This window comes from Treponema denticola ATCC 35405, from assembly GCF_000008185.1.
Lineage (GTDB): Bacteria > Spirochaetota > Spirochaetia > Treponematales > Treponemataceae > Treponema_B > Treponema_B denticola.
In genome coordinates, this window is sequence record NC_002967.9 from 2678269 (window position 1) to 2691812 (window position 13544).

14 protein-coding genes and 1 tRNA gene are annotated in these 13544 nt (G+C 36.6%); 10 read left to right on the forward strand and 5 right to left on the reverse strand.

Annotated features, from left to right (window positions below; genetic code table 11):
• The first annotated feature begins 42 nt into the window (after positions 1 to 42).
• From pepF to TDE_RS12445, 3 genes are read left to right on the forward strand one after another with little or no spacing between them, the layout of a single operon-like run.
• Positions 43 to 1881 carry an oligoendopeptidase F gene (gene pepF / locus TDE_RS12435; protein WP_044971600.1) on the forward strand — a complete coding sequence of 613 codons (1839 nt, stop codon included), beginning with the start codon at positions 43 to 45 and terminating at the stop codon, positions 1879 to 1881.
• A gap of 24 nt (positions 1882 to 1905) precedes the next feature.
• Positions 1906 to 2823 carry a M28 family peptidase gene (locus tag TDE_RS12440; protein WP_002680667.1) on the forward strand — a complete coding sequence of 306 codons (918 nt, stop codon included), beginning with the start codon at positions 1906 to 1908 and terminating at the stop codon, positions 2821 to 2823.
• 44 nt (positions 2824 to 2867) lie between these two features.
• The gene (locus TDE_RS12445) at positions 2868 to 3860 is read left to right on the forward strand and encodes a Fic family protein (protein ID WP_002680669.1); all 993 of its coding nucleotides are present in this window, start codon (positions 2868 to 2870) and stop codon (positions 3858 to 3860) included.
• A gap of 9 nt (positions 3861 to 3869) precedes the next feature.
• Here TDE_RS12445 and TDE_RS12450 read toward each other — a convergent pair.
• A tRNA-Lys gene (locus TDE_RS12450) sits at positions 3870 to 3942 on the reverse strand.
• Positions 3943 to 4056: 114 nt separating this feature from the next.
• Here TDE_RS12450 and TDE_RS12455 point away from each other — a divergent pair.
• The 4 genes from TDE_RS12455 to TDE_RS12470 are packed head-to-tail and all read left to right on the forward strand — an operon-like array spanning position 4057 to position 7822.
• Positions 4057 to 5526, forward strand: a complete 1470-nt coding sequence (locus TDE_RS12455; RefSeq protein ID WP_010957284.1) for an NAD(P)/FAD-dependent oxidoreductase — start codon at positions 4057 to 4059, stop codon at positions 5524 to 5526.
• Entirely contained in the window at positions 5523 to 6851 is a 1329-nt protein-coding gene (locus tag TDE_RS12460; RefSeq protein WP_002680674.1) for an NAD(P)/FAD-dependent oxidoreductase, read from the forward strand. Before TDE_RS12455 ends, TDE_RS12460 begins: the two co-directional genes overlap by 4 nt.
• Entirely contained in the window at positions 6844 to 7236 is a 393-nt protein-coding gene (locus TDE_RS12465; protein ID WP_002680676.1) for a DUF1667 domain-containing protein, read from the forward strand. The genes TDE_RS12460 and TDE_RS12465 overlap by 8 nt, the downstream gene beginning before the upstream one ends.
• Positions 7220 to 7822, forward strand: coding sequence for an ATP-binding cassette domain-containing protein (locus TDE_RS12470; protein ID WP_002680678.1), 603 nt, complete (start codon positions 7220 to 7222; stop codon positions 7820 to 7822). The genes TDE_RS12465 and TDE_RS12470 overlap by 17 nt, the downstream gene beginning before the upstream one ends.
• Position 7823: 1 nt before the next feature.
• On the opposite strand, the gene TDE_RS12475 is transcribed toward TDE_RS12470, so the two are convergent.
• From TDE_RS12475 to TDE_RS12490, 4 genes are all read right to left on the reverse strand, one after another.
• A complete protein-coding gene (locus TDE_RS12475; RefSeq protein WP_002676110.1) occupies positions 7824 to 8819 on the reverse strand; it encodes a lipoate--protein ligase in 996 nt (331 codons plus the stop codon).
• 84 nt (positions 8820 to 8903) lie between these two features.
• Positions 8904 to 9599 carry a hypothetical protein gene (locus TDE_RS12480; RefSeq protein ID WP_002680689.1) on the reverse strand — a complete coding sequence of 232 codons (696 nt, stop codon included), beginning with the start codon at positions 9597 to 9599 and terminating at the stop codon, positions 8904 to 8906.
• A 1-nt stretch (position 9600) separates the two neighbouring features.
• The gene (locus tag TDE_RS12485; RefSeq protein WP_002680691.1) at positions 9601 to 10470 is read right to left on the reverse strand and encodes an ABC transporter ATP-binding protein; all 870 of its coding nucleotides are present in this window, start codon (positions 10468 to 10470) and stop codon (positions 9601 to 9603) included.
• Between the two features lie 17 nt (positions 10471 to 10487).
• Positions 10488 to 10940: a GntR family transcriptional regulator gene (locus TDE_RS12490; RefSeq protein WP_002680693.1), complete on the reverse strand. Its 453-nt coding sequence runs from the start codon at positions 10938 to 10940 to the stop codon at positions 10488 to 10490.
• 80 nt (positions 10941 to 11020) lie between these two features.
• On the opposite strand from TDE_RS12490, the gene TDE_RS12495 reads away from it, so the two are divergent.
• The 3 genes from TDE_RS12495 to TDE_RS12505 are packed head-to-tail and all read left to right on the forward strand — an operon-like array spanning position 11021 to position 13536.
• Complete coding sequence (locus TDE_RS12495) at positions 11021 to 12010, forward strand: ABC transporter ATP-binding protein (RefSeq protein ID WP_002680695.1); 990 nt, start codon at positions 11021 to 11023, stop codon at positions 12008 to 12010.
• On the forward strand, positions 12007 to 12762 hold the full coding sequence (locus tag TDE_RS12500; protein WP_002680697.1) for an ABC transporter permease: 756 nt from the start codon (positions 12007 to 12009) through the stop codon (positions 12760 to 12762). Before TDE_RS12495 ends, TDE_RS12500 begins: the two co-directional genes overlap by 4 nt.
• Complete coding sequence (locus tag TDE_RS12505; protein WP_002680699.1) at positions 12763 to 13536, forward strand: ABC-2 family transporter protein; 774 nt, start codon at positions 12763 to 12765, stop codon at positions 13534 to 13536. It begins immediately after the preceding gene.
• Positions 13537 to 13544: the final 8 nt, after the last annotated feature.

Sequence of the window (13544 nt, forward strand, 5' to 3'; positions counted from 1 at the left end):
AAGACTCTTGCCTATTTATCGGCATTGTTGTATAGTAATGATATGAAAAACTCAACTACACCTAAACGTTCCGAGATCGCCAAAAGCGACAAATGGAATATCGAATTACTTTTTAAGAATGAAGAAGAATGGGAAGCAGCTCTTGCTTCTATTCCGGAAGGCGGAAAAGAAATCTTAAAATATAAAGAAGCTTTTTCCAAGCCTGAAACAATCGATGCGGCAACCCTGCTTGCCTGCCTAAAGGCTTCAACTGGGGTTGATAGAATTGCGGAAAAGGTCGGAAACTATGCCTTTTTGCAAAAATCTTCAAACGAGGGAGATCCCGAAAACATTAAACGGATAAGTAAATACATGATGACCGTTACAGAGCTTTCGGCTGCCACCAGCTGGCTCATGCCCGCCATCATGGAAATCCCTGAAGAAAAAATCCGCTCATGGATTGATCCTTCAAGCCCCACAGGAAAGGACTTTGCCGATTTTAAGGTTTCCTTGGAAAAGACCTTGTACCTAAAACCCCATACCCTTTCCGACAAAGAAGAAAAGATTTTAAGCCTTTTAAGCGAGCCCCATGGTACACCTAGCCAAGCCTTTTCGGTTCTAACCAACGTAGACTTTGATTTCGGTACAATCACCACAAAAGAAGGAGATATAAAACTAACTCAATCTTCTTATTCAAAGTTTATGCAAAATCCCGACAGAGCTTTGAGGGAAAAGGCCTATAAACAGCTTTACGGCGTATACGGTGCACATAAAAACACAATTGCAAGTCTGTACACGGGACAGGTTCAGCAAAATGTCGCCCTTGCAAAAATACGGGGCTATGCTTCTGCCAGAGAAAAATCCCTCTATGTAGACAAGGTGCCTACAGCCGTTTATGACAACCTCGTAGATACCATTCACAAGAATTTAAAACCCTTGCATAAATTCTACAGCATGTTAAAAAAACATTTAGGCCTAAAAGAACTCCGCCACTATGATGTTTACATGCCCTTAGTCAGCGAAGTAAAAAAAATTACCCCATATAACGAAGCCGTTGACATCATCACCGAGGCCCTAAAACCTCTCGGAGAAGAATATGTTAAAACAATCCGAAACGGTCTTTTAAACGGCTGGGTAGATAAGTACGAAAATGAAGGCAAACGCTCAGGAGCCTTTTCTGCAGGCGGATATGACAGCGATCCCTACATTCTTATGAACTACAAAGAAGATGTTATCCGTGATGTATTCACCCTTGTACACGAGGGCGGACACTCCATGCATTCGTGGTATTCGGTAAGAAACAATCCCTACCCCTGCTACCACTACACAATCTTTGAAGCCGAAGTTGCCTCTACCTTTAACGAGGAGCTTTTATTCAGGCACATGCTTAAAACAAGTACCGACCCGAAAATGAGAGCCTATCTTTTGAGCGTTAGAGCTTCTGATATTCTTGCAACCCTCTACAGACAAACCATGTTTGCAGAGTACGAAAAAATTACTCACGCCCTCGTCGAAAGCGGCACACCTCTTACGGTCGAAAATTTAAGAAGCGAATACAGAAAACTTTTGGAGCTCTATTTCGGTCCCGAAATGGTGTTTGAAGATGTAAGCGATTTGGAAGGAATGAGGATTCCGCACTTTTACAGAGCCTTCTATGTTTACAAATATTCAACAGGTATTTCAGCCTCGATGGCTCTTGCCGAAAGAGTCTGCTCAGGCGGCGACAAAGAAAGAGAAGACTACTTTAAGTTCTTAAAATCGGGAGGCTCACGCTATCCCATTGAATCCTTAAAACTTGCAGGTGTCGATATGGCAAGCCCGGCTCCGGTGCAGGCAGCATGCGATAACTTTGCAAAGATTGTAGACGAACTCGAAAAAGCTCTTGAAGAATTAAAAAAATAAAACCCAAGGGGGCTTTTAACAAAGATGATTAAGGAAAATGAAGATAAACTGCTTAATTCCGATTTGTTTAAAGCCTTTTTAAAAAAAGACCTTAACCGCTGTGATTTTATATCGCAGTGGTTAAGTGCTCACAATGTTCCGCACAGCATAGTAAACCTTGCACAAAAAAAACACATCATCGTAAAATACCCTGCCCAATTTTACGATAAGAACTTTAAAATGAAAACCCTTACGGCCCACTATGACAGGACTCCCGATACCCAGGGAGCTAACGACAATTCAGCCTCTTGTTTTATCCTCATGAACTTTGCAAAAAAACTATGCTCCTACACAAGCCCCCACAACATAAAAATCATCTTTACGGACGGAGAAGAAGCAGGAGCTGAGGGCCTTAAAGAACAAGGAGCATACACTCTCGGAACAGGATTAAAAAAGCTTAAAATGGATGGGGACGATATATTTGTATTCGACATGTGCGGAAGGGGCGATACCCTAATCCTTTCACGTTCCGGAATTTTCGGACGGGATAAAGCAAAGACAAAGAGGCTCGACGAGCTGCATAAGAGGGCCGGACTTCTAGCTCAAAGGGCTTGTCCCAATCAATGGCTTTCAATGTTGACGGCTTATAGCGACAATGCAGGCTTTATTGCCGCAGGCCTTTTTGCTCAAGTTATAACCCTTCTTCCAAGAAAAGAAGCCGAGACTCTTTTACACTGCCTCCCGAAAGAAAAACTCACCGGCCAAAACAAAACAGCTATGAGCGAGCTCACGGACATGGTAATAAAAAATCAAAAACCGCCTCAAGGCTCCCCCTTCGAAAAAATAATTCCATTTACATGGCAGCTAATGCATACCGCTGATGACAAGATTGAAACTCTTAATAGCGAAGCCTTTACCCTCACCGAAAAATATCTTACAGCCTTGGCGGAGAATTACCGCTAAAATTTAAAACCCCTTAACTATATCTTAAAAATCTTCTATAATATATGGGTATGAGTTATGAACCTCCATTTAAAATTACGTCAAAAGCTATAAATTTGATTTCTCAAATATCCGAAAAAATCGGAGAAATAAGTGCCCTCGAAAATACCGAGCGGACAGTCCAATTAAGGAAAAAAAACCGAATTAAAACAATCCACTCTTCATTGTCCATTGAAAATAATTCTTTGACTATCGAACAAATTACTGCAATCATCGAAGGGAAAAGGGTACTTGGACCGCCGAACGAAATACAGGAAGTAAAAAATGCCGTTCAAGCCTATGAATTACTTTTAAACCTGAACCCTTATAAACAAAACGATTTACTCAAAGCTCATCAACTTATGATGAATGATCTCGTAAAACACAGCGGTAAATACAGAAAAGGAGGAGTCGGTATTTTTGACGGAAAAGGAGTAGTACATGTAGCCCCGCCTGCCGATAGAGTCCCCTTTTTAATGAATGACTTATTTGACTGGCTTAAAAGCACTGATGTTCATCCCCTAATTAAAAGCTGCGTTTTCCATTATGAGTTTGAGTTTATTCATCCGTTTGAAGACGGAAACGGCAGGATGGGGCGCTTATGGCAAACCGTAATCTTAACGGAATGGAAACCGATTTTTGCATGGCTGCCTATTGAAACTTTAATAAAAGAAAATCAAAAACTATATTACAAGGCTTTGGGAATTAGTGACAATAATGCAGACAGCACGGAATTTATTGAATTTATGTTATCGATTATTTTAAAAACGATAAAAGAAATAATTACAACCGAATTAAAGATTACTCAAAAGATTACTCAAAAGATTACTGTAAATCAACAAAAAATTATAGCTTCAATAAAGAATAATCCATACATAACTCAAGAAGAACTTGCCGAAATTGTAGGAATAGCACGCCTTAATATAATTAAAAATATGAAAAAGTTGCAAGAACAAAATATAATCAAACGCATCGGTGCCGACAAAAGCGGCTATTGGCAAATCATAGATGAAAAATAGCTAAAAATTTGAGCCATGCAGGCTTCGAACCTGCGACCCACAGATTAAGAGTCTGTTGCTCTACCAGCTGAGCTAATGGCCCGTAAAACGAGTCTTGATTATATAAAAATCTAAAAAAAAAGTCAATGCTATACCGAAGAAAAATCGTTTTTTTTCATATAGACTAAGCCTCAAAATAGTGATATTATCAAAGGATATGTACGACATAATCATCATTGGGGCAGGAGTTGTAGGCGCCTGCATTGCACGGGAACTTTCCAAGTACGAATTAAAAATTGCTGTCCTCGAAAAAGAATTGGAATTCGGCTGCGGTACAAGCAAGGCCAATAGCGGAATTATTCACGGAGGCTATGACGCAAAGGAAGGCTCCTTAAAGGCAAAGCTAAATGTAAGAGGTAATTTTTTAGTGCGCAGCTTAAAAGAAAAATTGGATCTGCGCTTTAAACAATTAGGCTCTCTTGTAATCGCCTTTAACGAAGAAGAGAAACAAGAACTTTCCACCCTCTACGAAAGGGGTTTAAAAAACGGAGTTGAAGGCTTGGAAATCTGGGACAGGGAAAGGCTTTTAAAGGAAGAACCCAATCTTTCAAAAGAAGCTGTAGGTGCACTCTACTGCGGAACAGCAGGGGTAATCTGTCCCTTCGATATGACGGCAGCCTTTATGGAAAATGCCGTAATAAACGGAATTGACTTTCTTCCCGAAAACGAGGTTATCGCAATTGAAAAAGAAAACGAAGCCTATACAATCAAAACCAAATCAAGCAAAACGGAGCAAAGAGTTTTTAAAACCAAGCTGGTGATAAATGCTGCGGGACTTTACTCCGATAAAATTGCAAAGATGGCAGGAGATGAAGATTTTAAAATTCTTCCCCGCCGCGGGGAATACCGCCTCTTCGATAAAAGCTATACCAATCTTGTAAATCACATCTGTTTTCAGGCCCCATCAAAGATGGGAAAGGGCATCTTAGTTCTTCCCTCCTATCACGGGAATTTTTTGGCCGGTCCTTCAGCAGAAAATATAGACGATGCCGAAGACACCTCCGTTTCAGACCAAGGTTTAGCTCAGGTAGAAGAGAAGGCTCTAAAAACCGTACCCTCCCTCAATTTTAAAAACACCATCCGTATTTTTGCAGGGGTTAGGGCAAGGCCCGATACGGGAGACTTTATGATATATGCTTCAAAAAATTCCAAGGGAATTATACACGCAGGCGGAATCGAATCGCCTGGGTTGAGCTCAGCTCCGGCCATCGGAGAATATGTTGCAGAGCTCGTAAAAAAAGAAGCCGATGACTTAAAAATCCCCTTCAATAAAAAGAAAAATTTTAACGAAAATCGAAGAGCAATCGGACATTTTGCCGGCCTTAGTGCAGAAGAACAGGATTCTCTTATAAAAGAAAATCCGCTCTACGGCCATGTTATCTGCCGCTGCGAAACAGTAACCGAAGCCGAAATCGTCGAGGCCATTCACCGCCCTGCGGGAGCCCGCACGGTTGACGGCATAAAAAGGCGGGTACGCCCCGGTTCGGGAAGATGTCAGGGAGGCTTTTGCGAGCCCCATGTGCTCCAAATCCTTTCAAGAGAATTAAAAATCCCGATCGAAAAAATTCAAAAGGACAGAAGAAATTCTCCGATTGTTTACGGAAAACTAAAGGGCGGTGCGGAATGATAAACATAAACGATAAAAAAGATTGCAGCAATTGCAATGACGAATACGAGGTCGCCGTTATAGGCGGAGGCCCTGCAGGTTTGGCGGCAGCCCTCGAAGCCAAAAAAAACGGAGCATCTTCCGTTCTTATAGTAGAAAGGGATTTTGAACTCGGCGGCATCTTAAATCAATGTATTCATGCAGGCTTCGGCCTTCACGAATTTAAAGAAGAATTAACCGGCCCCGAATATGCAGAACGCTTTATAAACATGGTAAAAAAAGAGGACATAGATATCCTCCTCAATACAATGGTAATAGACTTAACAAAGGAAAGAGAAATTACCCTCATCGGCGCACAAGGATTAAAAAAAATAAAAGCAGGAGCCGTAGTGCTTGCTATGGGCTGCCGAGAACGCACGGCAGGAGCTATCGCACTAAAAGGTTACCGCCCATCGGGAGTTTTTAATGCAGGCATGGCCCAACGCCTTATGAACATCGAAGGCTTTTCTGTAGGAAAAGAAGTAGTAATCTACGGCTCAGGAGACATCGGTTTAATCATGGCCCGCCGCATGACCTTGGAAGGAGCCAAAGTAAAGGCGGTTGTCGAAATCATGCCCTACTCAAGCGGCCTAAACCGTAACATAGCCCAATGCCTTGAAGACTACGGTATTCCTCTTTTTTTAAGCCACAGCATATCCTGCGTCCACGGAAAGGACAGGGTTACGGGAGTTACAATAGCCCAAATAGATTCTTCCTTTAAGGAAATCCCCGAAACCGAAAAAGAATTTTCCTGCGATACGGTGCTTCTTTCCGTGGGCCTAATCCCCGAAAACGAGCTTACCCAAAAGGCAGGCATTGCTATCAATCCGATAACGAACGGAGCCTTTGTCGATAACGGAATGGAAACCGAAACAAGCGGAATCTTTGCCTGCGGAAATGTTCTACATGTTCATGACATTGTAGACTTTGTTACAAAAGAAAGCAGAACTGCCGGAAAAAACGCAGCCCTCTTTACCCAAAAAAATAAAAAGGGAGAAAGCACGGAAAATAAATTCGGCACAAACTCTTCCGGTTCCACTTTTATTAAAACAACAGCTAAAAAGGGAATCCGCTACATTGTTCCGAATAAAATAAATACGGGGAACATCGACGGAGCTTCTCTCTTTATGAGAGTCGACTCGGTTTATAAAAATGCCCGCCTGATAATCAAATCGGGAGAGCAAATTCTTGCACAAAAGAAAACAAGTCAGATGGTTCCGTCCGAGATGATAAACATTCCCCTAAACTTTATTACCTTAAGGGGCTTAACCCAAGACATAACTGCGGAGGTAATTTTAGATGAGTAGAGAATTGATAAAAGAAAAATTTACATGCGTGTCCTGTCCTCGGGGCTGTAAACTTTCGGTATTTAAAGAAGAGTCGGGAGAAATTACAGTTACAGGAAATTTATGCAAGGGCGGCGAACTTTACGCGATGCAGGAAATTAAGGACCCTAGAAGAAACATAAGCTCGACCGTAATAATCGAGGGCGGAGTTATTCCCTCCCTTCCCGTAAAAACCTCAAGCCCAATTCCTAAGGCCTTAATCTTCGATGTAATGAAAGAAATAAACACCGTCAAAACTCAAGCTCCTAAAAAGATGGGCGATGTGATAATTGAAAATGTGCTGAACACAGGAATAGATATAGTCGCAAGCCGCTCAGTAAGGGTTAAAAATGGAAAAGCCGATTAAAATACACGAGGGAACCTTTTATTACTCAAAGCATAAGGTTTTTCAAAACCTCAATATTGAAATTCCTGTACAAAAAATTACCTGTATTTTAGGCGAATCGGGGGCGGGAAAAAGCACCCTCTTAAAAATTATTTCAGGGAATCTTGAATTAAAATCGGGAAGAATAGAAAACCGGCCGGATCGCGGAAGCTATGCAATGGCCTATCAAGACATGCGCCTTATTCCTCATCTAACTGCCGTAGAAAATATAGAATATGTTTTGGATTCAAAACCTTCTTCAAAAACAGAAAATAAAAAAAAGGCTCTTTTTTATTTAGAAGCTTTAGGCCTTTCCGGCTTTAAAAACTTTTTACCGACCGAACTTTCAGGAGGAATGCAAAGGAGAGCCGGACTTGCCAGAGCGCTAAGCTATCCCGCTCCGCTTCTTCTTCTCGATGAAGCATTCGATTCCCTCGACGAAAAAAATAAGTACAAGGTTGCCGATCTTTTTTTATCGATTGTCAAAAAAGAAAAGCGCACCGCAGTCTGCGTAACCCACGATGCACCCTTTGCAAAAAAAATCGCCGATAAGATAATTGAGTTATAGTTTATCTAAAAAACATTTCAATAAATTCGTCTTTTTCGATTGCACCGAAATAGGCTTTTAAATCGATTTCTGCAAGTTTTGTGCTTACGGCATTTTTTTCGTATTCGCAGCCTTCCAAGAGTTTTTCAATTTCGGCAACATCCTCTGTACCGAAAAAGTCTCCGTGAATTTTTAAGCCGGAAATCTTTGCATTTTTAACGTTAAAAAACACCTCAATGCTTCCTATGGGGAACCTTTCATAGTGAGAGTATTCGGCCTTGGGAGAAGCTCCATAGTTCCATTCTTTAAGGGAAAACCTTTCGGCATATATTTTTTTTACACCCTCAAGCTCCGAGGCGGAAAGTTTGTATTCTACAGGTTCTTGGCCTTCAAGCTCAAAGATAGCTTTTAATAATTCGGCCTTAAAATCCAAAACCGAAATATCCCGCTTTAAGTGGGGCTTTATATTTGTAACCCTGGCTCGAACGCTTTTTACGCCCTTTGATTCAAGCTTTTCTTTACGCACATTAAGAGCTTTTGAAAGTTCTTCCAAGCGGACATCAAAAAGAATACAGCCGTTACTCAAAACCCTGCCCTGCCAAACAGACTGTGAAGCACCGATACATTTTTGTCCGTCGATAGTAACATCGTTTCTGCCGGAAAGCTCCGCCTTAACGCCGATTTTTTCCAAGGCATTTATAATCGGAATATAATAGCGTTTAAAATCAATCGTTTGATTTTCCTTTGTTTTTGCAACAAAAGAAAAATTTAAATTGCCGAGGTCATGATATACGGCCCCGCCTCCGGTTATGCGGCGGACAACCTTAAGATTATGTCCTCTCACATAGTCATCGTTTACTTCCTGATAAGCATTTTGATTTTTACCTATAATTACGGCAGGCCCATTCTGCCATAAAAAAAAGTATTCATCGTTTTCAAGCGGCAGATGCCTAAAACAATATTCCTCAAAAGCCAAATTATATTCAGGATCATTTGAATAAGTTTCTAAGTATTTCATAAAAGCATTATACAATAAAATAAATTTTTATTCAATATAAGCACCCGATCCGATTATCTTACCTCTATTCAAAAATACCTCTCCTTATCCCTGCCTATTCCGTTGATTCATAATCATAAAACTTTTAAACCTGAATTTGTTAAAATTCCTTTTACCTATAAAATAAGAAATTAAAATAATAACTAAAGAAATAATATAAACTGCAAGAATAAACAAGGGATACGATACTCTTTCAAAAAAAGATTTTATCAATTCCAAATTAGGCAAATCTGAAATCATCATCATAGATAATGAAGGAAATAAGCCGTATCCTACAGTCATAATAATAATAAATCTGAGAAGTCCGCCTTTAATGGACAAGGCTGATAAGATCATACTAAAAGCAATTATAAACGGAAACAAAACGGATCCTATAAAAATCATAAATTTAAGATCCCATATCGGGGTAAAAATATTTATTAAAAATAAAATAAGACCTAAAAACATAAGTGCAAAAAAGGAAGTAAAAATCGAATAAATAAGTTTAACCTTAAAAAATTCTTTTCCCCTCACCGGCGTTAAGATAAAAACTAAAATTTGATCATATAGACTAAGCTGATTTATAATAAGACCATAACAAAAAAATATTAAACCTTGAAAAAACAAGATCTTCATTGCTAACGGTATTGGAATCAGTATACCGATAATCATTTCAATAAAACCTATTAAACAAAAAATTCCGCTTAACACAAAATTTACACTATGCATAGAATTAAATATTATAGCCTTTGTTTTTTTCATTTTAGATTTTTCTCCTCGTATAAAAATACATAATATCTTCAAGACTTGCATCTTCGCAAACCATTCCGGTAAATTTTTGATTTCCCTTATCCGAAACCAAAACCTCATAAGCATAGTCGGTTTTTCTATAACCGATATAATCATTACTATACAATGACTTAAAAGCTTTTTCATCTATTTTTAAAAGCCCGTAATTTTTATTTATATTTTCTAAAGAAGAATCAAAAATTTTTTTACCCTCGCTTATAAAAATAATCTCATCGCAAATTTTTTCAAGTTCATTTGTTTGATGGCTCGAAATTAAAATCGAATGATTTTCATCGAGCATAAAGTTTCTTAAAAGATCTAAAAATTCTTTTTTAGAAACGGGATCTAAAAAATTAAGAGGCTCATCTAAAATCAAAAGCTCTGCCCCGTGGGAGAGGGCTATAGCAATTTGAAGTTTTTGCATAGTTCCCGAAGACAAGGCAGTCAAAAATCTTGAAGGATGAATTTTAAAATCGTTTAGATATTTTTCATAAAGCTCCTGATTCCAATTTTTATAAATTCCCGCTAAAAATTTTCCTGCCTTTTTAGCCGTATATAATGGAGAAAAGAAATTATCGTTTATAACAAAACCTATCTTTTCCTTTATTTCTATATTCTCTCTTTTAAGCTCTTCACCAAAGAGGAAAACTTTTCCGCTTTCAGGCAAGTACATATCAAGAAGCAGGCGGATAAGGGTTGTTTTCCCTGCACCGTTTTCTCCTATCAAACCCGTAACGCAGCCCCTCGGAACCGAAAAAGAAATATCGTTTAACGAAAAAGCCTTTTTACCGCGTCCTATCGAAAATTTAAGTTTTTCGATTTTTAATACATCATCGGATATCATAAACACCCCCTATAAGCCTAATAAATACGCCTAAGGATTTCATATAAATCCTCAGCATTTAGATTAATTTTTTTTGCTTGACCGCAAACTTCTTTTAATTTTTCTTCAATACTTTTTTTTATTGATTTTTCAATCTTTTTAAAATTTACATCGGCAACAAAATACCCCTTCGCAGAAACCGAATACAAAAAGCCCTCGCGGGCCAAGTCTTCATAAGACCGCTTTGTAGTGATGACGCTCACACGCAAAGAGGCTGCCAATGCCCTCATCGAAGGCATCGGCTCCTCTTTTTTTAAAGAGCCTGATAAAATTTGATTTTTTATCTGTTCTGAAAGCTGCTCATAAAGAGGAACCCCTGAAGAATTATTTAAAAAAATATTCACTCTTACTCCGCCTCCTGTTATTCTGTATATATTAAATATATACAGAATAACAATCTTTGTCAAGAGGGAAATTGAAAAAAGATACATTTTAATATAAAAATTTAAAGTTACTTAAAGACAAAAATCTTGACATTTTTAATAATGTTTGTCATAATCTACCTTAAAGTATGATAGAACTTAAAAATATTGACAAAACATATAAAACACAGGAAAGAAGATTCGGCCTTTTAGGTATCGTAAAAGATATGTTTAAACCCGATTATTCTGAAGTTAAGGCTTTAACGGATATTTCTTTTAAAATTGAGAATAATGAAAATGTTGCGATAGTCGGCAAAAACGGTTCGGGAAAATCTACCTTAATAAAAATTATTTCGGGTATTTTGCGGCCTACGAGCGGAGAAATCTTATTCAATCACAAAAACATCTATGAAAATCAAAAAGAATACAAACGGAATATCGGTGTCATCTTCGGTCAAAGAAGCCAGCTCTATCAAAATATGATTTTTAGAGAGTCCTTAGAGCTTTTTAGGCTTATCTATAAAATTGAAAAAAATGAAGCAAATAAAAGACTTAACACTCTTATTGATTTATTCAAACTTGAAAATCTTTTAAAAAAGCCGATTAGAGAAATGTCTTTAGGACAAAAAATGAAGTGCGAAATCGCCTTGGTTTTGTTTCATAATCCTAAAATCCTTCTTTTAGATGAGCCGACAATAGGCCTGGATCTTGAAGTAAAAGAACAGTTTTATAATCTGATAAAAACTTATAAACAATCTAATGATATTATTTTAATTTTAATTTCTCATAATTCCGATGATATAATCAATTTATCCGAAAGATTATTGGTTTTAAACAACGGAAAATTACAAGAAGATATAAGAACTCATGAATTTATAGAAAATTATGATAAGTCTAAAATTGTTACACTTTTGTATAAAAAGCATATTAATTTAACCGAAAAACTACAAAGCAATTTTAACATTATAGATAAAGATCTTCAAAAGAACAGTATTTCGTTTGAAGTTGACAAAAAGATTACAATGGAAGAAATTTTTAATTCTTTAGATGATAAAGAAAATATTTATGATATCAAAATTGAAAATGAAGATTTCTCTAAAATTTTATTAAATTATTACAAGGATAAAAAATCGGAATGAAATATTTACTGGGAATTATTTCTTTAAATATTAAACAGCACTTGTATTTTAAAATATCGGCCGTTTTTTCTATATTCTCCTTGTTGTTTTTATTTTTAATAAAATCTTCGGTTTGGTCTCAAATAGGAAATACGGATTATATTTCTTATTTTGCAATTATAACTATAGTCGGTTCTTTTATCAGCGTAAATACGGATAGATATTTTCAAACGATTTATCAAACCGGTTCTATTTCCTTTCTTTTATTAAGACCGATTAATTTCGGCATTAATATCTTTTTACAAGATTCTGCGGCAGCTCTTACAAGATTTATATTAAAATCCCTGCCCTTGCTTATAGTTTTAATTTTATTTTTTGATGTGAACATCTATCACGGCATCATAAACTTATGTTTATTTATTTTTTCGGTTTTTTGTGCATATTTATTTAATTGGTTTACGGCTTATATTATCGGTTTATGCGTATTTTTTTATGGTAATAATGAAGGCTTTATTCAAATTAAAAATATTTTATTTTTATTTTTTTCAGGTTCTTTGATTCCTGTTGATTTTTTCCCTGAAGTTTTACAAAAAATATTAAATTATTTACCGTTTAGAATACTGTATCAGATTCCTATTGAAGTTTTAAACAACAGCAATTTAAAATCGTTTAGTTTAATATCAAGGCAATTATATTGGATATTTTTTCTTTTGGTGTTTACCTATATTTTTCATAGAAGGGCAATAAAAAAAATAGAGATAATGGGCGGATAAATGAATTATTGTTATAAACTTTTGGTTTTAAAAATAAAAGAACAGCTTTCTTTTAAAAATGATTCTATTTTATGGTTAATTGTTAGAGTCTTAAATTCCATAATGGGAATATTGGTTCTTGTTTTTATTTTTAACAAAACTCTTGAAATAAAAGGCTTTAATAGAGAAGAGTGTTTGCTGATTTATTCTCTATATACAATGTCAGTCGGTGTTTTTTATTGTTTCTTTGCTTGGACACTTTGGTATTCAAATACTTATATACTGCAAGGTAAATTAAGTTTGGTATTAAAACTTCCGGTTAATCCTTTTTTGTATATTACATTTGATAATTTTGCTCTATCCGAAGTTTTTGGAATTATTACCGGTTTATTAATCTTTATATATTCGGCTTATACCCTAAATTTAGGTATAGTAACTATCTTATCTTTATTCTTATTTTTAAGTGCAGGAACACTCGGCATTATCGGCATATTTTTGATAGTTTCATCTTTTTCTATAAAATATCCTAAAATAGAAGAAGCTTTTTCACCCTTAATGGATATGCTTGATTTTGCTCAATATCCCATATCTATTTATAGTGCGGTTATCAGGTTTATTTTAACCTATGTATTTCCCGTTTCGATGATAGCATTTTATCCTGCAGCTTTTAGTTTAAACAAATATTCATTTAGTATTAAGTTTATTCTTTTGCCGATATATTCCATAATTATATTTATAATCGGATATCTATTATTTATAAAAAGTATAAAAAAATATGAAGGAACAGGGTTTTAGGAGAAACA

Bases quoted from the DNA above. Each gene is read 5' to 3' on its own strand.
- pepF (WP_044971600.1), top strand. From the start codon at position 43: ATGAAAAACTCAACTACACCTAAACGTTCCGAGATCGCCAAAAGCGAC.
- TDE_RS12440 (WP_002680667.1), top strand. From the start codon at position 1,906: ATGATTAAGGAAAATGAAGATAAACTGCTTAATTCCGATTTGTTTAAA.
- TDE_RS12445 (WP_002680669.1), top strand. From the start codon at position 2,868: ATGGGTATGAGTTATGAACCTCCATTTAAAATTACGTCAAAAGCTATA.
- TDE_RS12455 (WP_010957284.1), top strand. From the start codon at position 4,057: ATGTACGACATAATCATCATTGGGGCAGGAGTTGTAGGCGCCTGCATT.
- TDE_RS12460 (WP_002680674.1), top strand. From the start codon at position 5,523: ATGATAAACATAAACGATAAAAAAGATTGCAGCAATTGCAATGACGAA.
- TDE_RS12465 (WP_002680676.1), top strand. From the start codon at position 6,844: ATGAGTAGAGAATTGATAAAAGAAAAATTTACATGCGTGTCCTGTCCT.
- TDE_RS12470 (WP_002680678.1), top strand. From the start codon at position 7,220: ATGGAAAAGCCGATTAAAATACACGAGGGAACCTTTTATTACTCAAAG.
- TDE_RS12475 (WP_002676110.1), bottom strand. From the start codon at position 8,819: ATGAAATACTTAGAAACTTATTCAAATGATCCTGAATATAATTTGGCT.
- TDE_RS12480 (WP_002680689.1), bottom strand. From the start codon at position 9,599: ATGAAAAAAACAAAGGCTATAATATTTAATTCTATGCATAGTGTAAAT.
- TDE_RS12485 (WP_002680691.1), bottom strand. From the start codon at position 10,470: ATGATATCCGATGATGTATTAAAAATCGAAAAACTTAAATTTTCGATA.
- TDE_RS12490 (WP_002680693.1), bottom strand. From the start codon at position 10,940: ATGTATCTTTTTTCAATTTCCCTCTTGACAAAGATTGTTATTCTGTAT.
- TDE_RS12495 (WP_002680695.1), top strand. From the start codon at position 11,021: ATGATAGAACTTAAAAATATTGACAAAACATATAAAACACAGGAAAGA.
- TDE_RS12500 (WP_002680697.1), top strand. From the start codon at position 12,007: ATGAAATATTTACTGGGAATTATTTCTTTAAATATTAAACAGCACTTG.
- TDE_RS12505 (WP_002680699.1), top strand. From the start codon at position 12,763: ATGAATTATTGTTATAAACTTTTGGTTTTAAAAATAAAAGAACAGCTT.